This is a genomic window from Mycobacterium sp. IS-1496 (assembly GCF_001499995.1).
Taxonomy (GTDB): domain Bacteria; phylum Actinomycetota; class Actinomycetes; order Mycobacteriales; family Mycobacteriaceae; genus Mycobacterium.
In genome coordinates, this window is the sequence record NZ_LQIU01000018.1 from 39,282 (window position 1) to 58,664 (window position 19,383).

18 protein-coding genes and 1 pseudogene are annotated in these 19,383 nt (G+C 68.4%); 16 read left to right on the top strand and 3 right to left on the bottom strand.

Annotated elements, in window-relative coordinates; genetic code table 11:
- Positions 1-72 precede the first annotated feature (72 nt).
- From AU195_RS11565 to AU195_RS11575, 3 genes and pseudogenes are all read left to right on the top strand, one after another.
- A complete protein-coding gene (locus AU195_RS11565) occupies positions 73-933 on the top strand; it encodes an ABC transporter permease (protein ID WP_059159209.1) in 861 nt (286 codons plus the stop codon).
- Positions 930-1,959 (top strand): annotated as a pseudogene (locus AU195_RS11570) (taurine ABC transporter substrate-binding protein). The gene AU195_RS11565 and the pseudogene AU195_RS11570 overlap by 4 nt, the downstream one beginning before the upstream one ends.
- Complete coding sequence (locus AU195_RS11575; RefSeq protein WP_157531110.1) at positions 1,916-2,707, top strand: ABC transporter ATP-binding protein; 792 nt, start codon at positions 1,916-1,918, stop codon at positions 2,705-2,707. Before AU195_RS11570 ends, AU195_RS11575 begins: the two are co-directional and overlap by 44 nt.
- Positions 2,708-2,786: 79 nt before the next feature.
- Here AU195_RS11575 and AU195_RS25685 read toward each other — a convergent pair whose 3' ends face one another.
- Complete coding sequence (locus AU195_RS25685) at positions 2,787-2,915, bottom strand: hypothetical protein (RefSeq protein ID WP_011557535.1); 129 nt, start codon at positions 2,913-2,915, stop codon at positions 2,787-2,789.
- Positions 2,916-3,062: 147 nt separating this feature from the next.
- Here AU195_RS25685 and AU195_RS11580 point away from each other — a divergent pair, with 147 nt between their 5' ends.
- Genes AU195_RS11580 through AU195_RS11590 form a run of 3 tightly spaced genes read left to right on the top strand, consistent with a single transcriptional unit; the run spans position 3,063 to position 6,251 of the window.
- On the top strand, positions 3,063-3,722 hold the full coding sequence (locus tag AU195_RS11580) for a TetR/AcrR family transcriptional regulator (protein ID WP_059159211.1): 660 nt from the start codon (positions 3,063-3,065) through the stop codon (positions 3,720-3,722).
- On the top strand, positions 3,715-4,488 hold the full coding sequence (locus AU195_RS11585; protein ID WP_059159212.1) for an SDR family oxidoreductase: 774 nt from the start codon (positions 3,715-3,717) through the stop codon (positions 4,486-4,488). Before AU195_RS11580 ends, AU195_RS11585 begins: the two co-directional genes overlap by 8 nt.
- Positions 4,485-6,251, top strand: a complete 1,767-nt coding sequence (locus AU195_RS11590) for an acyl-CoA dehydrogenase (RefSeq protein ID WP_059159213.1) — start codon at positions 4,485-4,487, stop codon at positions 6,249-6,251. Before AU195_RS11585 ends, AU195_RS11590 begins: the two co-directional genes overlap by 4 nt.
- Positions 6,252-6,260: 9 nt before the next feature.
- On the opposite strand, the gene AU195_RS11595 is transcribed toward AU195_RS11590, so the two are convergent.
- On the bottom strand, positions 6,261-7,373 hold the full coding sequence (locus AU195_RS11595; RefSeq protein ID WP_059159214.1) for an alcohol dehydrogenase catalytic domain-containing protein: 1,113 nt from the start codon (positions 7,371-7,373) through the stop codon (positions 6,261-6,263).
- Between the two features lie 35 nt (positions 7,374-7,408).
- Here AU195_RS11595 and AU195_RS11600 point away from each other — a divergent pair, with 35 nt between their 5' ends.
- Positions 7,409-7,840 carry an acyl-CoA thioesterase gene (locus tag AU195_RS11600; protein WP_059159215.1) on the top strand — a complete coding sequence of 144 codons (432 nt, stop codon included), beginning with the start codon at positions 7,409-7,411 and terminating at the stop codon, positions 7,838-7,840.
- Positions 7,841-7,856: 16 nt separating this feature from the next.
- Positions 7,857-8,303 carry an SRPBCC family protein gene (locus tag AU195_RS11605; protein WP_059159216.1) on the top strand — a complete coding sequence of 149 codons (447 nt, stop codon included), beginning with the start codon at positions 7,857-7,859 and terminating at the stop codon, positions 8,301-8,303.
- Between the two features lie 22 nt (positions 8,304-8,325).
- Here the strand turns inward: AU195_RS11605 and AU195_RS11610 are convergent, their stop codons facing one another.
- A complete protein-coding gene (locus AU195_RS11610) occupies positions 8,326-9,015 on the bottom strand; it encodes a GntR family transcriptional regulator (protein WP_059159217.1) in 690 nt (229 codons plus the stop codon).
- 134 nt (positions 9,016-9,149) lie between these two features.
- Here AU195_RS11610 and fadD5 point away from each other — a divergent pair, with 134 nt between their 5' ends.
- From fadD5 to AU195_RS11650, 8 genes are all read left to right on the top strand, one after another.
- Complete coding sequence (gene fadD5, locus AU195_RS11615; RefSeq protein WP_059159218.1) at positions 9,150-10,829, top strand: fatty-acid--CoA ligase FadD5; 1,680 nt, start codon at positions 9,150-9,152, stop codon at positions 10,827-10,829.
- 296 nt (positions 10,830-11,125) lie between these two features.
- Complete coding sequence (locus AU195_RS11620) at positions 11,126-11,842, top strand: MlaE family ABC transporter permease (RefSeq protein ID WP_502687337.1); 717 nt, start codon at positions 11,126-11,128, stop codon at positions 11,840-11,842.
- Position 11,843: 1 nt separating this feature from the next.
- Positions 11,844-12,737, top strand: coding sequence for an MlaE family ABC transporter permease (locus AU195_RS11625; RefSeq protein ID WP_059159220.1), 894 nt, complete (start codon positions 11,844-11,846; stop codon positions 12,735-12,737).
- A gap of 2 nt (positions 12,738-12,739) precedes the next feature.
- On the top strand, positions 12,740-13,960 hold the full coding sequence (locus AU195_RS11630; protein WP_059159221.1) for an MCE family protein: 1,221 nt from the start codon (positions 12,740-12,742) through the stop codon (positions 13,958-13,960).
- Positions 13,957-14,988 (top strand): virulence factor Mce family protein, encoded by a 1,032-nt coding sequence (locus AU195_RS11635; RefSeq protein ID WP_059159222.1) that lies wholly within the window; start codon positions 13,957-13,959, stop codon positions 14,986-14,988. Before AU195_RS11630 ends, AU195_RS11635 begins: the two co-directional genes overlap by 4 nt.
- Complete coding sequence (locus tag AU195_RS11640) at positions 14,985-16,571, top strand: virulence factor Mce family protein (protein WP_059159242.1); 1,587 nt, start codon at positions 14,985-14,987, stop codon at positions 16,569-16,571. The genes AU195_RS11635 and AU195_RS11640 overlap by 4 nt, the downstream gene beginning before the upstream one ends.
- 14 nt (positions 16,572-16,585) lie before the next feature.
- Positions 16,586-18,232 carry a virulence factor Mce family protein gene (locus AU195_RS11645; protein ID WP_059159223.1) on the top strand — a complete coding sequence of 549 codons (1,647 nt, stop codon included), beginning with the start codon at positions 16,586-16,588 and terminating at the stop codon, positions 18,230-18,232.
- Positions 18,232-19,380, top strand: a complete 1,149-nt coding sequence (locus AU195_RS11650; protein ID WP_059159224.1) for a virulence factor Mce family protein — start codon at positions 18,232-18,234, stop codon at positions 19,378-19,380. The genes AU195_RS11645 and AU195_RS11650 overlap by 1 nt, the downstream gene beginning before the upstream one ends.
- Positions 19,381-19,383: the final 3 nt, after the last annotated feature.

The window sequence follows — 19,383 nt, forward strand, 5'->3', positions numbered from 1 at the left end:
GCGCGCGCTGTCCGACCATTGCTGTCGCTGAAGCCTTTTCGCCCCCTTCTTCAGCCACAGAAAGTCGCCACCGTGTCGGTCTTCGTCGATATCACGCCGGACGAATCTCAACTCGACTCGCCGGCGGCGCCGCCGCGCGGACCCTGGCGTGGCCGGCTCACCCGTGCCGCACTGCCGCTGATCTCGGTGGCGGTGTTCTTCGGGCTCTGGCAGCTCGTGGCCGCCAGCGGCGTGTGGAACCAGACGTTCGTGCCGTACCCGGCCACCGTGTGGCAGGCGTTCGTCGACGTGTCCACCACGCACGACGGGGTTCGCGGCTACGGGGGTTACCTACTGGCCGAGCACCTGTACATGACGCTGCGCCGGGTCCTGGCCGGAGTGGTCATCGGGGTGGTGCTCGGCGTGCTGCTGGGCCTGGTCATGGGTTCGGTCAGCTGGGTCCGCAGCGTGCTGGAGCCGTGGCTGACCTTCCTGCGGGCGCTGCCGCCGCTGGCCTACTTCTTCCTGCTCGTCATCTGGCTGGGCATCGACGAGGCGCCGAAGGTCACGCTGCTCGCGCTGGCGGCGCTGCCACCGGCGGCGGTCGCGACGACGGCGGCCGTGCTCGCCGCCCCGGTCGGGCTGACCGAGGCCGCCCGCGCGCTGGGCGCCTCCCGCGCCGAGGTGATCCGCGACGTCGTGGTGCCGTCGGCGCTGCCGGAGACGTTCACCGGCATCCGGCTCGCGGTGGGGATGGCGTACTCGTCGGTGGTCGCCGCCGAACTGTTCAACGGTCTGCCCGGTGTGGGGGGCCTGGTCAAGGACGCCAGCAACTACAACAACACGCCCGTCGTGCTGGTGGGCATCTTCGCCATCGGCATCTCGGGTCTGGTCATCGACGGTCTCCTGCGCACGATCGAACGTCGCAGTGTCCCCTGGAGAGGAAAAGTATGAGGTTCAAGGCAACGTTGGCGGTCCTGGCGGCGGCGACCATGGCCTTGGCCGGGTGCTCGGTGGACCGGTCGGGACAGGACGCCGAGAAGCAGACGATCCGCATCGCCTACCAGAGCTTCCCGAGCGGCGACCTGATCGTGAAGAACAGCCGCTGGCTCGAGGACGCGCTGCCCGACTACAACATCAAGTGGACGAAGTTCGACTCGGGCGCCGACGTCAACACCGCGTTCATCGCCAAGGAGGTCGACTTCGGCGCGTTGGGTTCCAGCCCGGTGGCGCGTGGACTGTCGGCACCGCTGAACATCCCCTACAAGGTCGCCTTCGTCCTCGACGTCGCCGGCGACAACGAGGCGCTGGTCGCCCGCAACGGCAGCGGGGTCAACACCATCGCCGATCTGCGGGGTAAGCGCGTCGGCACACCATTCGCCTCGACGGCGCACTACAGCCTGCTGGCCGCACTCGACCAGAACGGGTTGTCGCCCGACGACGTTGCGCTCGTCGACCTGCAACCGCAGGCCATCCTCGCGGCGTTCGACCGCGGCGACATCGACGCCGGATACTCCTGGCTGCCGACTCTGGACCAGCTGCGCCGCAACGGCAAGGACTTGATCACCAGCCGCCGGCTGGCCCGAGACGGCAAGCCCCACGCTCGACCTCGGGGTGGTCTCCGACGAGTTCGCCGACGCCCACCCGGACGTGGTCGACGTCTGGCGGCAGCAGGAGGCCCGGGCGCTCGACGTCATCAAGAACGATCCCGACGCTGCGGCCAAGGCCATCGCGGCCGAGATCGGCTTGAGCCCCGATGAGGTCGCCGGCCAGCTCGAGCAGGGCGTGTACCTGACGCCGGCCGAGGTGGCGTCGGCGGAGTGGCTGGGTTCCGACGGTGCGCCGGGCAATCTCGCGGCGAATCTGGAGAGCGCATCGCAGTTCCTCGCCGAGCAGAAGCAGATCCCGTCGGCCGCACCGCTGAAGGCCTTCCAGGATGCGATCTACACCAAGGGTCTGCCCGGTGCCATCACGCAGTGACGGCATCCGGATCAGCGGTGTCGCACATCGCTACGGGGACCTCACCGCGGTCGGACCCGTCGACCTGACCGTCGAACCCGGGGCGTTCCTCGTCCTGGTCGGCGCCTCGGGGTGCGGGAAGAGCACGCTGCTGCGACTGCTCGCCGGCTTCGAGACGCCCACCGAGGGAACGGTGGCGGTGGCGGGCACACCGCCCACCCCCGGTGTGACGGCGGGCGTGGTGTTCCAGCAGCCCCGACTCTTCCCGTGGCGCACGGTCGGCGGCAACGTCGACCTGGCGTTGAAGTACGCGCGGGTGCCGCGTGAGCGTCGGGCCGAGCGGCGCGAGCAGTTGCTGGAGCGGGTCGGCCTCGAGGGCACGGCCGACCGGCGGATCTGGGAGATCAGCGGGGGGCAGCAGCAGCGGGTCGCGATCGCGCGGGCGCTGGCGGCGGAGACGCCGCTGTTCCTGCTCGACGAACCGTTCGCCGCGCTCGACGCGCTCACCCGCGAACGGTTGCAGGAGGACGTGCGGCAGGTCAGCGCGGAGTCGGGCCGCACCACGGTGTTCGTCACGCACAGTGCCGACGAGGCGGCGTTCCTCGGGTCGCGGATCGTGGTGCTCACGCGCAGGCCGGGTCAGGTGGCGCTCGACCTACCCGTCGACCTGCCACGCACGAACGTCGATCCCGACGAACTGCGTCGATCGCCGGAGTACACGGAGTTGCGCGCCGAGGTGGGACGCGCCGTCAAGGCAGCCGCGGCGTAGCCGCGAATCACGCGGAAGCGGCGTAGCCGCGAATCACGCGGAAGCGGCGTAGCCGCGAATCACGCGGAAGCGGCGTGGCTCAGACCGGCGGGTAGGCGGGCGGCGGGTAGCCACCGCCGGGGCCGGAGACCCCGCGCAAGCCCCAGAAGAAGTAGTTGAAGAAGTACTCGATCTCGTCGCTCGCGTCGTAATCGGGATTCGGGTCCATCTCGGTACCTCCGGGTGTGACGCGGCGTTTGGTGCAGTCTAGACCGACGGGACCGGACCTAAACAGGGTCCGGCCACATTGCCATACACTGGTCAACCACCCGGTTGATAGATGCCCGTTCGACGGGCCCGTCGATAGTGAGTCGCCATGCCTGCCGAACCCTCCCCGAACGGGTCCACTCGGCGTGAAGAACTGCTGCGGGTCGCCACCAAGCTCTTCGCCGCGCGCGGGTATCACGGCACCCGGATGGACGACGTCGCGGACGCCGTCGGCCTGAACAAGGCCACGGTGTACCACTACTACGCCAGCAAGTCACTCATCCTCTACGACATCTACAAGGGTGCCGCCGACTTCACCGTCGACGCGCTGCACGACGATCCGAGCGCATCGGCGCGCGAGACGATCTACCACTTCACCCGTCGGCTGCTGGTCGGCATCGCCAGCGACATCGAACGCGCCGCGGTGTACTTCCAGGAGGGCCCCTACATCAGCGAGTGGTTCACCGAGGAGCAGGTGGAGTACATCCGTGAGAAGGAGGCCCAGGTCTACGAGCACGTGCGCGACGTGATCGACCGGGGGATCGCCAGCGGCGAGTTCCACGACTGCGACTCGCACGTGCTGGCGCTGGGCTACATCGGGATGACACTGGGCGCCTACCGCTGGCTGCGTCCGCAGGGACGGCGCACCGCGCAGGAGATCGCCGAGGAGTTCAGTACCGCGCTGCTGCGCGGCCTGATCCGCGACGAGACGGTGCGCACCGAGTCGCCGCTGGGTGTCGACGTCCGGACGGGAGTTGCGCATGACTGACCTGTTCTCCCTCGACGGAAAGGTCGCGGTGGTCACCGGCGGCGGACGCGGGATCGGCGTGATGATCGCCCGTGGGCTGCTGCAGGCCGGTGCGTCGGTCTATCTGTCTAGCCGCAAGGAGGCGGAACTGGCCGCCGCGGTGGACGAACTGTCGCCGCTGGGGCGCGTGGAGGCGGTGCCCGCCGACCTCGGCACCGCCGAGGGTGTGCAGACGCTGTCCGACGCGCTCGCCGCCCGCGAGGACCGCGTCCACGCGCTGTTCAACAACGCCGGCGCCAACTGGGGCGCCCCGTTCGACGAGTTCCCCGAGTCCGGTTTCGACCGGGTCTTCGACGTCAACGTCAAGGGCGTCTTCCTGCTGACCCGCGCCCTGGTGCCGTTGCTGGAAGCCGCTGCGACCGAACAGGATCCGGCCCGGGTGGTCAACACCGGCAGCGTCGACGGCTTCCACACGCCGGAGAAGGGGCGCGACAACTTCTCCTACGCCGCCAGCAAGGCCGCGGTGCACATGCTGACCAAACACCTGGCGACCGAGCTGGCGCCGAGGATCCTCGTCAACGCGATCGCGCCCGGCCTGTTCCCGTCGCGGATGACCAAGGTGCTGCTCGCCGCCGGCGAGGAGGCCGTCGGCGCGGCGTTACCGCTCGGGCGGGTGGGCATGCCCGACGACATGGCCGGTATCGCCGTGTTCCTCGCCAGCCGTGCCAGCGCCTACGTGACCGGCGCCGTGATCCCCGTCGACGGTGGCGTGAGCACGATCCGATGAAGTCGACGCTGCTGTCGCGCCGCGACCTGGACTTCCTGCTCTTCGAGTGGCTACGGGTCGATGAACTGACACAGCTGCCCCGGTTCGCCGAGCATTCGCACGAAACCTTCACCGGTGTGCTCGACCTGTGCGAACAGCTCGCCGAGAGGTACTTCGCCCCGCACAACAAGAAGAGCGACGCCCACGAACCGACGTTCGACGGCTCGACGGTCACGCTGATCCCCGAGGTCAAGGAGGCCTGGGATGCGTTCGCCCAGGCCGACCTGCTGGGCATGGGGATGGACGCCGACCTCGGCGGCGCCCAACTCCCGGCGACGGTGGCTCAAGCCGCGTTCGCGTGGATCTCGGCGGCCAACCTGGCGACGTCGGGCTACGTCATGTTGACGATTGCGAACGCCAACCTGCTGGCCGAGTTCGGCACCGCGGAGCAGATCGACAGGTTCGTCCGGCCCATGCTCGCCGGGCGCTTCTCCGGCACGATGGCGCTGTCGGAGACCCAAGCCGGGTCGTCGCTGGCCGACATCACCACCCGCGCCGAACCCCGGGAGGACGGCACCTACCGGCTGTTCGGGTCGAAGATGTGGATCTCGGGGGCCGAACACGAGATCACCGAGAACATCGTCAACCTCGTGCTGGCCAAGATCCCCGGCGGTCCGCCGGGCACCAAGGGCATCTCGTTGTTCATCGTGCCGAAGTATCTCGTCGGCGCCGGCGGTGCGGTGGGCGAGCGCAACGACGTGGTGCTGGCCGGGCTCAACCACAAGATGGGTCAGCGCGGCATCACCAACACCGTGCTCAATCTCGGGGAGGGTGTCTTCACCCCCGGCGGGGAGCCGGGCGCGGTCGGCTACCTGGTCGGCGAACCGCACCGCGGCATCACCTACATGTTCCGCATGATGAACGAGGCCCGGCTCGGGGTGGGCATGGGCGCGGTCGCGCTCGGCTACACCGGCTACCTGAAATCGCTGAAGTACGCCCGCGAACGCCCGCAGGGCCGGCCGGTCACCGCCAAGGATCCGGCCACCCCGCAGGTGCCGATCATCGAGCACGCCGACGTCAAGCGAATGCTGTTGGCGCAGAAGTCCTATGTCGAAGGCGCGTTGGCGCTCGCGCTGTACTGCGCGCGGCTGGTCGACCGGGGCGACAGCGCCGACCTGCTCGACATCCTCACGCCCGTCGCCAAGAGCTGGCCGTCGCAGTGGTGTCTGGAGGCCAACAGCCTGGCCATCCAGGTCCACGGGGGCTACGGCTACACCCGTGAGTACGACGTCGAACAGCACTACCGCGACAACCGGCTCAACCCGATCCACGAGGGCACCCACGGGATCCAGAGCCTGGACCTGCTCGGCCGCAAGGTCACCCAGCGCGGCGGTGCGAGCCTGCGGGCGGCGGGCGAGGCGCTGGCGGCGACGGTGGCGGCCGCGGGCGAGTGCGGTGGGGAGGCCGCCGAACTGGCCGCCCGCCTGGATGCGCAGTGGCAGCGGCTCGTCGCCGTCACCACCGCGATGTTCGCCTCCGGCGACGTCGAGGCGGCGATGGCCAACAGCGTGGTCTATCTCGAGGCGTTCGGGCACATCGTGATCGCCTGGATGTGGCTCGAGCAGGTCGTCGCCGCCGAGGGGCACACGGGTGACTTCTACGACGGCAAGCGGCAGGCGGCGCGGTTCTTCTATCGTTACGAGCTGCCGAAGGTCGGCCCGCGACTCGACCTGCTCGAGAGCCTGGACCGCACCACGCTGGAGATGTCCGACGCCTGGTTCTGACCCTGCGGGTCAGTGGAATTCGATCACCTGACGGACGGCCTTGCCCTCGGCGAGCCGGTCCATACCGGTGTTGATCTCGTCCAGTGAGATCGTCGACGACACCAGTGTTTCCACCGGGAGGCGACCGGAGCGCCACAGCTCGACGAACCGCGGGATGTCCCGGGCCGGCACCGCCGACCCGAGGTAACTGCCGATCAGCGAGCGGCCCTCGGCGACGAAACCCAACGGCGACACCGAGATCCGCGCATCGGGGCGCGGGAGGCCGACGGTGATCGTGCGGCCGCCGGGAGCGGTGTGCGCGATCGCCGTCTCGAGCGCGGCGGGGTGGCCGACGGCCTCGATGACCACCTCGGCCTTGAGGGTGCGTTCGGCGGCCTCCTCCGGGGTGTAGGCGGCGTTGATGCCCATCGACCGGGCGCGGTCGAGTTTGTCCTCCAGTTGGTCGATGCCGACCACGTCGACGCCGTCGTGGGCCATGGCGGTGATGATCGCCGCCATCCCGACACCACCGAGGCCGACGACGAGGACCGTCTGACCGGGTTGCGGTCTGCCCACGTTGAGCACCGCGCCGCCGCCGGTGAGGACCGCGCAGCCCAACAGGGACGCCACCACCGGCGGGACCTCGGCCTCGACGGGCACCACCGAATGCCGGTCCACCACAGCGTGAGTCGCGAACCCCGAGACGCCGAGGTGGTGGTGTACCGGTCGGCCGTCGCGGTGCAGGCGGATGTCACCGTGCATGAGGGTGCCCGCGCTGTTGGCGGCGGTGCCCGGTTCGCAGGGTGTCAGACCGCCGGTGGCGCAGGCGGTGCAGTGGCCGCAGCGCGGCAGGAACGTCATGACGACCCGCTGACCCACGCGTAGGTCGGACCCGCCGGGACCGACCTCCTCGACGACCCCGGCGGCTTCGTGGCCGAGCAGCATGGGGACCGGCCGCACCCGATTGCCGTCGACGACCGAGAGATCCGAATGGCACAGTCCCGCGGCCTCGATCCGGACCAGCAGTTCGTCGGGGCCGGGCGGATCGAGCTGCAGTTCGGAGACGGTCAAGGGGACGGATTCGGCGAAGGGTCTCGGCCGGCCGATCTCTTCGAGGACGGCGCCGCGGATGGTGATCGTCATGCTCTCCAGACTGCCCCTACTGCGACACTGCAACCATGCCCAGCGAGTTCAGCAGCGCGGATTTCCCGGTGCGGTGGCCGGTGACGACCCGGTGGACCGACAACGACATGTTCGGTCACCTCAACAACGCCGTGTACTACGCCCTGTTCGACACCGCGATCAACGGGTGGATCAACACCACGGTGGATGTCGACCCGGTGAGTGCGCCGTGGTTGGGAGTGGTCGCGGAATCGGGCTGCCGGTACTTCGCGGAGTTGAGGTTCCCGGACCCGCTGGTGGTCGGCCTGGCGGTGACGCGGCTGGGCAACAGCAGCGTCAGCTATCGCCTGGCGCTGTTCGAGCGCGACGCGATGGAGGTCGCGGCGGTCGGGCATTGGGTGCACGTGTACGTCGACCGCGCGAACCGCCGCCCGGTGCCGATCCCCGAAGCGATCAGGTCGCTGCTGGAGACGGCGCGGGTCGAGTAGTCGATATGCTCGCCCCATGCCGCTCGTGAGCAAGACCGTCGAGGTCGAGGCGCCCGCCGAGGCCATCATGGCGATCGTCGCCGACTTCGAGAGGTTCCCGGAATGGAACCCGGAGATCAAAGGGTGCTGGATTCTCGCGCGCTATGACGACGGCAGGCCCAGCCAGCTGCGGCTCGACGTCGAGGTGCAGGGGCAGGCCGGCACGTTCATCAACGCCGTGTACTACCCCGGGGAGAACCAGATCTTCACGCTGCTGCAGCAGGGCGACCACTTCGACAAGCACGAGCAACGGTTCTCGGTGGTGTCCATCGGGGCGTCGTCGCTGCTGACGGTCGACATGGACGTCGAGACGAAACTGCCCATCCCGAAGCCCATGGTGAAGAAGGCGGTCGGCGAGACCCTCGATTACCTGGCCGACAACCTGAAGGCCCGGGCCGAACACCTGGGCGCGGGAAGCGCCTGATCGAAACCGCGTCGCGGCCCGACTATCCCCAGAGCCCGATCTGCTCCAGCCGGACGATCAACCGATCCGCACCGTCGGCGAACTGCCCCGTCGTCAACCGCACCACCGTCTCCGCGTCACGCCTGCGCAGCGCGTCGATCAACTCCCGGTGACTGGCCACGGCCTCCGCCCCCCAACTCGGATCCGTCGCGTACAGCTGCGGAGGCAGATATCGCGCCACGTGCAGCAGGAACCACGCCAACTTGATCCGCCCGGAGGCATGGTTGAACGCCCGGTGGAACGCGAACTCCGCGAACGCCACCTCCTCGGCGTCCTCGTGCTCGACCGCGTCGGCCAGTGCGGAGTTGAGCTCGTCGAGTTCCTCGATCTGCGCTTGGCTGATCCGCTCGGTGGCCGCCTCCGCCAACTTCGCCGCGATCGTCGCCTGCAGCCAGAAGATGTCCTCGATGTCCCCCCGCGTCATCGGCACCACGACGTGACCGCGGTGCGGCTCCAGCCGCACCATGCCCTCGCCGCGCAGCGTCCGAAGCGCCTCCCGCACCGGGGTGATGCTCACGCCGAGCTCCGCGGCCGTCTCGTCGAGCCGGATGAACGAGCCCGGCCGCAGTGATCCGGTCATGATCGCCGCACGTAGATGCCCGGCCACCTCGTCGGAGAGCTGTTCGCGGCGGCTGACGCGCCGCCTCGCCGGTCGTCGGACGGGGGCGTTCACGGTGCTCTCCGGTTCTTCGGCGGGATCGAACGGGCTTGTCCACGAAGCGCCTTGGCCATAGTGTGACCGGGGCCATCCAATGTTTGATCAAATATCAACGACACGCAACCCCGAGCCGATGGAGCAGACCGCCGTTGACCCCCCTGCCCGACGCCTCAGTGCACACCGAGCCCTCCGCCACGGAGCAGCCATACCTCGCGCGCAGGCAGAACTGGACCAACCAGCTCGCCCGGCACGCCCTCATGCAGCCCGCCGACACCGCGCTGCGGTTCATGGGCCGCACCACCACCTGGGGTGAACTCGACGAGCGCGTCACCAAGCTGGCCGGAGCCCTGAGCCGTCGCGGCGTCGGCTTCGGCGACCGCGTGCTCATCCTCATGCTCAACCGGACCGAGTTCATCGAGTCGTTCCTGGCCGTCAACAAGCTCGGCGGGATCGCCGTCCCGGTGAACTTCCGCATGACGCCGCCGGAGATCGCCTTCCTCGTCAGCGACTGCGCCGCGAAGGTCGTCATCACCGAGGCCGTGCTGGCTCCCGTCGCCACGGCGGTCCGCGACCTCGACGCCACGCTCGAGACGGTGATCGTCGCCGGCGGCGCCACCGAGGACGGGATCCTCGGCTACGACGACCTGATCGCCGAGCCCGGCGAGGCGCCCGCGCCGGTGGACATCCCCAACGACGCACCCGCGCTGATCATGTACACCTCGGGAACCACCGGCCGCCCCAAAGGCGCGGTGCTCACCCACGTCAACATCGCCGGGCAGGCGATGACGTTCCTGTTCACCAACGGCGTCGACCTCAACCACGACGTCGGCTTCATCGGGGTGCCGCTGTTCCACATCGCCGGCATCGGAAACACCATCGTCGGCCTGTTGCTCGGCCGTCCGACCGTCCTCTACCCGCTCGGGGCGTTCGACCCCGGCGCCCTGCTCGACGTACTCGCCGAAGAGAAGGTCACCGGCATCTTCCTGGTGCCCGCGCAGTGGCAGGCGGTGTGCGCGGCGCAGCGGGCCGACCCCCGTGACCTCAAACTGCGCGTGCTGTCCTGGGGCGCCGCACCCGCGTCCGACACCCTGCTGCGCGACATGGCCGAGACGTTTCCCGGCGCGCAGATCCTCGCCGCGTTCGGCCAGACCGAGATGTCGCCGGTGACCTGCATGCTGTTGGGTGAGGACGCGCTGCGCAAACTCGGCTCCGTGGGCAAGGTGATCCCCACCGTCGCCGCGCGCATCGTCGACGAGGACATGAACGACGTCCCGGTCGGCCAGGTCGGCGAGATCGTGTACCGGGCACCGACCCTGATGGCCGGCTACTGGAACAACCCGAAGGCGACGGCCGAGGCGTTCGAGGGCGGCTGGTTCCATTCCGGCGACCTGGTCCGTCAGGACGAGGACGGCTACATCTGGGTCGTCGACCGCAAGAAGGACATGATCATCTCGGGCGGCGAGAACATCTACTGCGCCGAGGTCGAGAACGTGTTGGCCGCCCACCCGGCGATCGCCGAGGTGGCCGTCATCGGACGCAGCCACGAGAAGTGGGGTGAGGTCCCGGTCGCCATCGCGGCGGTACGGGGCGGCGTGGACGCGGCCAGGCAGCCGGCGCTGTCGCTGGCCGATCTGGACGCGTTCCTGACCGAACGTTTGGCCCGGTACAAGCACCCCAAGGCGCTCGAGATCGTCGACGCGCTGCCGCGCAACCCCGCCGGCAAGGTCCTCAAGACAGAGCTACGCCAGCGGTACGCAGGCCCGCAACCGATTGACGCCGGCGAAAGTGCCACTGCGCCAACGGGTTCGGCCTCGGGTTCCGGCGGTTAGCGAATGGGGGCGGGTTTGCTAACGGTTGGACGCTCAATACTGCCGATGCGGTGCACGGCCGGAGAACCATCGGGTACAGTCCTGTGGTCTCACTTACTACCCAGGAGTAGGGAGACAGTCGTCACTAGGGTCGGGATGGGGCAAGGAGGCGGCGTGCGACAGGTTCTGCCGTTGCGCCACGGGGTTGACGGTTCCGGCACGGGAGTGCACGCGTGACCGCCTCCAACGGCGGGCTGACGGGATACGTACGCGATCAGGTGAGGCCGGGGCTCGAAGCCGTCGGCGGCTTCGTCCGGATGTGCGTGCTGACGGGCAAGGCGCTGTTCCGGTCGCCGTTCCAGTGGCGCGAGTTCATCCTGCAGGCCTGGTTCCTGTTCCGGGTGTCGTTCCTGCCCACGGTCGCGGTCTCCGTGCCGCTGACCGTGCTCATCATCTTCACGCTGAACATCCTGCTCGCGGAGTTCGGCGCCGCCGACGTCTCCGGCGCGGGCGCCGCCCTCGGTGCGGTCACCCAGCTCGGGCCACTGGTCACGGTGCTCGTGGTGGCCGGCGCCGGGTCCACCGCCATCTGCGCGGACCTCGGCGCACGCACCATCCGGGAGGAGATCGACGCCCTCGAGGTGCTCGGCATCGATCCCATCCACCGATTGGTGGTCCCGCGCGTGATCGCCTCGACCTTCGTCGCACTGCTGCTCAACGGCGCGGTCATCACCATCGGCCTGGTCGGCGGCTTCATCTTCGGCGTCTACATCCAGAACGTCTCCGCGGGCGCCTACGTCTCCACGCTTACGCTGGTGACCGGCCTGCCCGAGGTGCTGATCTCCGTCGTCAAGGCCACCACGTTCGGCCTCATCGCCGGGTTGGTCGGGTGCTACCGGGGACTGACCGTGGGCGGCGGCGCCAAGGGCGTCGGTACCGGCGTGAACGAGACCCTGGTGCTCTGCGTCGTCGCGCTGTTCGCGGTCAACGTGGTGCTCACGACCATCGGCGTGCGGTTCGGAACGGGGCGCTGACATGGCAACCACATCACAGTCGAACACCAACACCGGCACCGTCCTGCGGCAGCGCTTCCCCCGCGGTTACGCCCGTGCGGAGAAGCTCGTCGCGGCGCCGTCACGTGGTCTGGACAGCGTCGGCCACGTCGCGTGGTTCGTCGTCACCGCTGTCGGCTCGATCGGCCACGCCCTGCGGTACTACCGCAAGGAGGTGCTCCGGCTGATCGCCGAGATCGGCATGGGCACCGGCGCGATGGCCGTCATCGGCGGCACCGTCGCGATCGTCGGGTTCGTCACCCTCTCGGGCGGTTCGCTGATCGCGATCCAGGGTTTCGCCTCGCTGGGCAACATCGGCGTCGAGGCGTTCACCGGATTCTTCGCCGCACTGGTCAACGTGCGCATCGCCGCACCCGTGGTCTCCGGTCAGGCCCTGGCCGCGACCGTGGGCGCCGGCGCCACCGCCGAACTCGGCGCCATGCGCATCAGCGAGGAGATCGACGCCCTCGAGGTGATGGGGATCAAATCGATCTCCTACCTGGTGTCGACGCGCATCATGGCCGGCTTCATCGTCATCATCCCGCTCTACGCGATGGCGATCATCATGAGCTTCCTGTCGGCGCAGGTCACCACGACGCTGTTCTACGGGCAGTCGACCGGTACCTACGACCACTACTTCCGCACGTTCCTGCGACCCGACGACGTCGCATGGTCGTTCGTGCAGGCGATCATCATCTCGATCATCGTCATGCTCAATCACTGCTACTACGGCTACTACGCCAGTGGCGGACCGGTGGGTGTCGGTGAGGCGGTCGGCCGCTCGATGCGGGCCTCGCTCATCGCGATCGTGCTGGTGGTCCTGTTGGCCTCGTTGGCGCTCTACGGCACCGACCCGAACTTCAACCTCACGGTGTAGCCATGGCCGAGCCGAACTCACCCGTCAACAAGCCCCGCACGCCGCCGTACAAGATCGCGGGCCTCGTCCTCCTCGTGGTGTTCCTGGTGATCGCGACGCTGGTCGCGTTCCAGTTCCGCGGCGACTTCGCCCCACGCGAGAAGCTGACGATGATGGCCGCCCGCGCCGGCCTTAACCTCGACCCAGGTACCAAGGTCACCTACAACGGTGTGGAGATCGGCCGCGTCGCCGAGGTCAACGCCGTCAGCGTCGGCGACGAGCCCCGGGCCAGGATCACGCTCGAGGTCGAGCCGAAGTACATCGAGCTCATCCCGGCCAACGTCAACGCGGAGATCTCGGCGACCACGGTGTTCGGCAACAAGTACGTGTCGTTCTCGTCGCCGCCCGACCCGGTCGCGCAGCGGATCAAGACCACCGACGTCATCGACGTGACGAGCGTGACGACGGAGTTCAACACGCTGTTCGAGACCGTGGTGTCGGTGGCCGAAAAGGTGGACCCGGTCAAGCTGAACCAGACCCTGACCGCGACCGCGCAGGCGCTGGACGGGCTCGGCGACCGCTTCGGTGAGTCGATCGTCAACGGCAACACGATCCTGGCCGACCTCAACCCGCAGATGCCGCAGATCCGGCGGGACGTCCGCGGGCTGGCCGACCTCGGTGAGGTGTACTCCAACGCCGCCCCCGACCTGTTCGACGGGCTGGAGAACGCGGTGACCACGGCCCGCACGCTCAACGAGCAGCGCGGCAACCTCGATCAGGCGCTCATCGCGGCGGTCGGATTCGGCAACACCGGCGGTGAGGTGTTCGAACGCGGCGGCCCGTACCTGGTCCGCGGCGCCGAGGACCTCATCCCGACGAGCGCGCTGCTCGACGAGTACAGCCCCGCGCTGTTCTGCACGATCCGCAACTTCCACGACGTGGAGCCCAAGATCGCCTCGTCGCTGGGCGGCAACGGCTATTCGCTCAACACCCACTCCGAGGTGCTCGGCGCGGGCAACCCCTACGTGTATCCGGACAACCTGCCCCGGGTGAACGCCAAGGGTGGTCCGGAGGGCCGTCCCGGTTGCTGGCAACCGGTCACCCGCGATCTGTGGCCGGCCCCGTACCTGGTGGCCGACACCGGCGCCTCGATCGCGCCGTACAACCATCTCGAACTCGGCCAGCCGATCGCCATCGAATACGTCTGGGGACGCCAGATCGGGGAGAACACGATCAACCCATGAAAATCACCGGTACCGCCCTCAAACTCGGCGCCTTCTCGCTGGTGCTGCTGCTGTTCACCGCGATCATCATCGTGGTGTTCGGTCAGATGCGTTTCGATCGCACCACCGGCTATTCGGCGATCTTCACCAACTCCAGCGGCCTGCGGCCCGGACAGTTCGTCCGTGCCTCCGGCGTCGAGGTCGGCAAGGTCTCCAAGATCGAGCTGATCGAAGGTGGCAGCCGGGTCAAGGTCGACTTCAAGGTCGACCGGTCCCTGCCCCTGTTCGACGAGTCCACCGCATCGGTGCGCTACCTCAACCTGATCGGCGACCGCTACCTCGAACTCAAGCGCGGCGACAGCGATCGCAAGATGCCCGCCGGCGGCACCATCCCGGTCGAACGCACCGAACCCGCGCTGGACCTCGACGCGCTCATCGGCGGATTCCGCCCGCTGTTCCGCGCGCTCGACCCGGAGAAGGTCAACAACATCGCCAGGTCGATCATCACGGTCTTCCAGGGTCAGGGCGGCACCATCAACGACATCCTCGACCAGACCGCGTCGCTGACGTCGGCGCTGGCCGATCGCGACCAGGCGATCGGTGAGGTGATCCGCAATCTCAACACCGTGCTCGACACCACCGTCAGGCACCAGGAGCAGTTCGACGAGACGCTGGTGAACTTCGAGAGGCTCATCACCGGTCTGAAGAACCGCGCCGACCCGATCGCGACGTCGGTCGCCGACATCAGCGACGCCGCGGGCACCGTGGCCGACCTGCTCGCCGAGAACCGGCCGTTGCTGCAGGACACGATCGGCTACCTGGAGGCCACCCAGCAGCCGCTGGTCGACCAGAAGGATCAGCTCAATGACATCCTCGTCCGGTTGCCGAACGCGTTGAAGATCATCGGCCGCGCCGGCGGCGTGTACGGCGACTTCTTCAACTTCTACGCCTGCGACGTGACGCTCAAGCTCAACGGCCTGCAGCCGGGTGGGCCGGTGCGCACCGTCAAGGTCTGGGGTCAGCCCACGGGTAGGTGCACGCCGCAATGAGAACGCTCGAGGGATCGAACCGCGTCCGCGGTGGGTTGATGGGCATCATCATCCTGGTGCTCGTCGTCGGGGTGGGGCAGAGCTTCGCCAGCGTGCCGATGCTGTTCGCCAAGCCGAGGTACTTCGCCCAGTTCGGCGACACCGGTGGCATCAACCCCGGGGACAAGGTCCGCATCGCCGGCGTCGACGTCGGCGAGGTGCTCAAGACCGAGATCGACGGCGACAAGGTCGTCGTCGGCTTCACGCTGGGCGGTACGCAGATCGGCAGCGACAGCCGGGCCGCGATCCGCACCGACACGATCCTCGGTCGCAAGAACATCGAGATCGAGCCGCGCGGGTCCACGGCGCTGGAGGCCAACGGCATCCTGCCGCTGGGCCAGACGACCACGCCGTACCAGATCTACGACGCCTTCTTCGACGTGACCAAGGCGGCGTCCGGCTGGGACACCAAGTCGGTGCGTGAATCGCTCAACGTGCTGTCGGAGACGATCGACCAGACCTATCCACATCTGAGCGCGGCGCTCGACGGGGTGGCCCGCTTCTCCGACACGATCGGCAAACGCGACGAGCAGCTCAAGCAGTTGCTGGCCAACGCCAACAAGATCGCCGGGGTGCTCGGTGAGCGCAGCGGTCAGGTCAACGCGCTGCTGGTCAACGCGCAGACCCTGCTGGCCGCGATCAACGAGCGCAGCTACGCCGTCGGTCAGCTGCTCGAGCGGGTGTCGGAATTCTCGGAGCAGGTGAAGGGCTTCATCGACGACAACCCGAATCTCAACCGGGTGCTCGAGCAGCTGCGCACGATCAGCGACATCCTGGTCGAGCGCAAGTTCGACCTGGTCGACGTGCTGACCACGCTGAGCAAGTTCACCGCGTCACTGGCCGAGGGCATCGCGTCCGGCCCGTACTTCAAGGTCATGCTGGTGAACCTGGCGCCCTACTGGCTCCTCCAGCCGTACGTCGACGCGGCGTTCAAGAAGCGCGGTATCGACCCGCAGAAGTTCTGGCGCGACGCCGGTCTGCCTGCCTACCAGTTCCCGGATCCCAACGGGGTGCGTCAGCCCAACGGTGCGCCGCCGCCTGCGCCGGCGACCCTGCAGGGCACCCCGGAGTACCCGAATCCCGCGGTGCCCAGGGGCGATCCATGCTCGTACACCCCGCCGGCCGACGGCCTGCCCACGCCGGGCAATCCGCTGCCGTGTGCCGACCTGAGCGTCGGGCCGTTCGGCGACAACCCGTACGGTCCGAACTACCACGGCCGGCCGAACGTGGCGACGTCCGAGCCGAACCCGAACGGCATGCTGCCCACTCCTGGCGTCGCCAGTTCCGGCGTGCCGGGTCAGCAGGCGCCCGTGGTGCCGGGTACGCCGGTGCCGCTGCCGCCGGCCCCGCCGGGTGCGCGCAACGAACCGCCCGGACCGTTCCCCGGTCCGACGGCCGTGGGCGGTCAGGTGACCAATGTGCCGCCGCCGGCGCCGCTGCCGGGTCCGCCGCCGCCACCGGGGCCGGGCCAGCAGCTCTCGCCCGCCCAGACGGGGCCGCTGCCGGGCAATCCACCGTTCCTCCCGCCGGGATCTCAACAATGACGGGGGCCTGATCGATGTCAACGATCTTCAACGTGCGAAACATGAAGATGCCGACGTTGTCGCGCGCTGCGGTGATCATCGGCACGCTCGTCGTGGTGCTGGCGCTGGTGGCCGCGTTCGCGGGTTGGCAGCTGTACAAGAAGCTGACCACCAACACCGCCGTGGCGTACTTCTCCGACACCCTGGCGCTGTACCCCGGCGACAAGGTGCAGATCATGGGTGTCCGCGTCGGCACGATCGACAAGATCGAACCGGCCGGCGACAAGATGAAGGTGACCTTCAGCTACGAGTCGAAGTACAAGGTCCCCGCGAACGCCACCGCGTCGATCCTCAACCCGAGCCTGGTGGCGTCGCGCACGATCCAGCTGGCCCCGCCGTACACGGGCGGACCGGTCATGGAGGACGACGCGGTCATCCCGATCGACCGCACCCAGGTGCCCGTCGAATACGACGAGCTGCGTGATTCGCTCGACCGCATCCTGACCGACCTCGGCCCCACGCCGGATCAGCCCAAGGGCCCGTTCGGTGACGTGATCGAGTCCTTCGCCGACGGCCTGTCCGGCAAGGGCAAGCAGATCAACACGACGCTGAACAGCCTCTCGGAGGCGCTCACCACCCTCAACGAGGGCCGCGGTGACTTCTTCAGCGTGGTCAAGAGCCTCGCGCTGTTCGTCAACGCGCTGTACCGCAGCGATCAGCAGTTCGTCGCGCTCAACGACGACCTGGCGCAGTTCACCAACTCGTTCACCAACACCGACCGTGAGCTGGCGACCGCGCTGCAGGACCTCAACGAGCTGCTCACCACGACGCGCGGGTTCCTCGACGAAAACAGCGAGGTCCTGACCAAGGACATCAACAACCTCGCCGACGTCACCAACGCGATCCTGCAGCCCGAACCGCTCGACGGTCTCGAAACGGGTCTGCACGTGTTCCCGAACCTGGGCGCCAACATCGTCAACATCAGCTCCCCGGTCGCGGGCGGCATCGTCGGTCTGCCGGTCATCAACAACATGGCCAACCCGATGCAGTTCATCTGCAGTTCGATCCAGGCCGGCAGCCGGCTGGGCTACCAGGAGTCGGCGGAGCTGTGCGCGCAGTACCTGGCGCCGATCCTCGACGCGCTGAAGTTCAACTTCCCGCCGTTCGGGTTGAACCAGATCAGCACGGCCATGACGCTGCCGAAGATGATCGCCTACTCCGAGGACCGGCTGCGTCCGCCGCCGGGATACAAGGACACCACGGTGCCCGGCATCTTCTCCCGCGACACGTTGTTCTCCCACGGCAACCACGAGCCCGGCTGGGTCGTCGCCCCGGGGATGCAGGGTGTCGACGTGCAGCCGTTCACCGCGAACATGCTGACGCCGGAGTCGCTCGCGGCGCTGCTCGGCGGACCCGACGCGCCCATCCCGGGTGCCCCGCCCGCGTTCGGCACCACACGCGACGGCAACCTGCCCGGCCCGCCGAACGCCTTCGACGAACGCAATCCGTTGCCGCCGCCGTGGTACCCGCAGCCCGGGCCGCCGCCCGCGCCCGCACCGGGTGTCATCCCGGGCGACCCCGGGGGCTCCCCGCTGTCGGGTCCGGCGCCCGGGCCCGCGCCCGCCGCGCCGGCACCCGCACCGGCAGGACCGCCGTTGCCCGCTGAAGCAGGAGCGCCGTGATGAAGCACAGATTCCGTCGTCTCGCCTCCCGCACGGCCGCGCTCGCCGTGGCCGCGGTGGTGCTGACGTCGTGCGGTTCGTGGAAGGGCATCGCGAACGTGCCGTTGCCCGGCGGTCCAGGCACCGGCGGCGACGCGATGACGGTCTACGTCCAGATGCCGGACACGTTGGCGCTCAACGTCAACAGCCGGGTCCGGGTGGCCGACGTGTTCGTCGGCACCGTCCGCGCGATCGAGCTGAAGAACTGGGTCGCGACGCTCACGCTGGGCATCCAGCCGGGCGTCGAACTGCCGTCCAACGCACTGGCCAAGATCGGCCAGACCAGCCTGCTGGGGTCCCAGCATGTCGAGTTGGAGGCCCCGCCGGATCCGTCGTCGGAGCCGCTTCGTGACGGGGACACCATCCCGCTGAAGAACTCCTCGGCGTTCCCCACCACCGAGCGGGTGCTCGCCAGCATCGCGACGATCCTGCGCGGCGGCGGCATCCCCAACCTCGAGGTGATCCAGACCGAGGTGAACAACCTGCTGACCGGGCGGGCGGAGCAGATCCGCGAGTTCCTCGGCCGGCTCGACGTGTTCACCGACGAGCTCAACCAGCAGCGCGAAGACCTCACCCGCGCCATCGACTCGACGAACCGGTTGCTCAACATCGTCGCGAGCCGCAACGACACCCTCGATCGGGTGCTGACCGAGTTCCCGCCGCTGATCGAGCACTTCGCCGAGACGCGGGACCTGTTCGCCGACGCCGTGATCGCGGTGGGCCGCATCAGCAACGCGGCCGACACGTACCTCGGCCAGGCCCAGGACCCGCTGAACACCAACCTGCAGAACCTGCAGCGTCCTCTCAAGCAGCTGGCCAGGTCGTCGCCGTACCTGATCGGTGCGCTGAAGCTGATGCTGACCGCGCCGTTCAGCATCGAGAACGTGCCGAAGGTGGTGCGCGGTGACTACATCAACGTGTCGCTGAACGTGGACCTGACGTTGTCGGCCGTCGACAACGGCATCCTCACCGGCACCGGTGTGTCGGGCATGCTCCGGGCGCTGGAACAGGCCTGGGGTCGTGATCCGGCGACGATGATCCCGGATGTGCGCTTCACGCCGAACGCGCACAGCGCGCCGAACGGACCGCTGGTCGAAAGGGGTGAGTGAGCG

Coding starts and splice junctions, on each gene's coding strand:
- AU195_RS11590 (WP_059159213.1), top strand. CDS start 4,485: ATGAAGTCGACGCTGCTGTCGCGCCGCGACCTGGACTTCCTGCTCTTC.
- AU195_RS11620 (WP_502687337.1), top strand. CDS start 11,126: ATGTGCGTGCTGACGGGCAAGGCGCTGTTCCGGTCGCCGTTCCAGTGG.
- AU195_RS11580 (WP_059159211.1), top strand. CDS start 3,063: ATGCCTGCCGAACCCTCCCCGAACGGGTCCACTCGGCGTGAAGAACTG.
- AU195_RS11595 (WP_059159214.1), bottom strand. CDS start 7,373: ATGACGATCACCATCCGCGGCGCCGTCCTCGAAGAGATCGGCCGGCCG.
- AU195_RS11625 (WP_059159220.1), top strand. CDS start 11,844: ATGGCAACCACATCACAGTCGAACACCAACACCGGCACCGTCCTGCGG.
- AU195_RS11585 (WP_059159212.1), top strand. CDS start 3,715: ATGACTGACCTGTTCTCCCTCGACGGAAAGGTCGCGGTGGTCACCGGC.
- AU195_RS11575 (WP_157531110.1), top strand. CDS start 1,916: ATGCGATCTACACCAAGGGTCTGCCCGGTGCCATCACGCAGTGACGGC.
- AU195_RS11605 (WP_059159216.1), top strand. CDS start 7,857: ATGCCGCTCGTGAGCAAGACCGTCGAGGTCGAGGCGCCCGCCGAGGCC.
- AU195_RS11645 (WP_059159223.1), top strand. CDS start 16,586: ATGTCAACGATCTTCAACGTGCGAAACATGAAGATGCCGACGTTGTCG.
- AU195_RS11635 (WP_059159222.1), top strand. CDS start 13,957: ATGAAAATCACCGGTACCGCCCTCAAACTCGGCGCCTTCTCGCTGGTG.
- AU195_RS11630 (WP_059159221.1), top strand. CDS start 12,740: ATGGCCGAGCCGAACTCACCCGTCAACAAGCCCCGCACGCCGCCGTAC.
- AU195_RS11650 (WP_059159224.1), top strand. CDS start 18,232: ATGAAGCACAGATTCCGTCGTCTCGCCTCCCGCACGGCCGCGCTCGCC.
- AU195_RS11640 (WP_059159242.1), top strand. CDS start 14,985: ATGAGAACGCTCGAGGGATCGAACCGCGTCCGCGGTGGGTTGATGGGC.
- AU195_RS11600 (WP_059159215.1), top strand. CDS start 7,409: ATGCCCAGCGAGTTCAGCAGCGCGGATTTCCCGGTGCGGTGGCCGGTG.
- AU195_RS25685 (WP_011557535.1), bottom strand. CDS start 2,915: ATGGACCCGAATCCCGATTACGACGCGAGCGACGAGATCGAGTACTTC.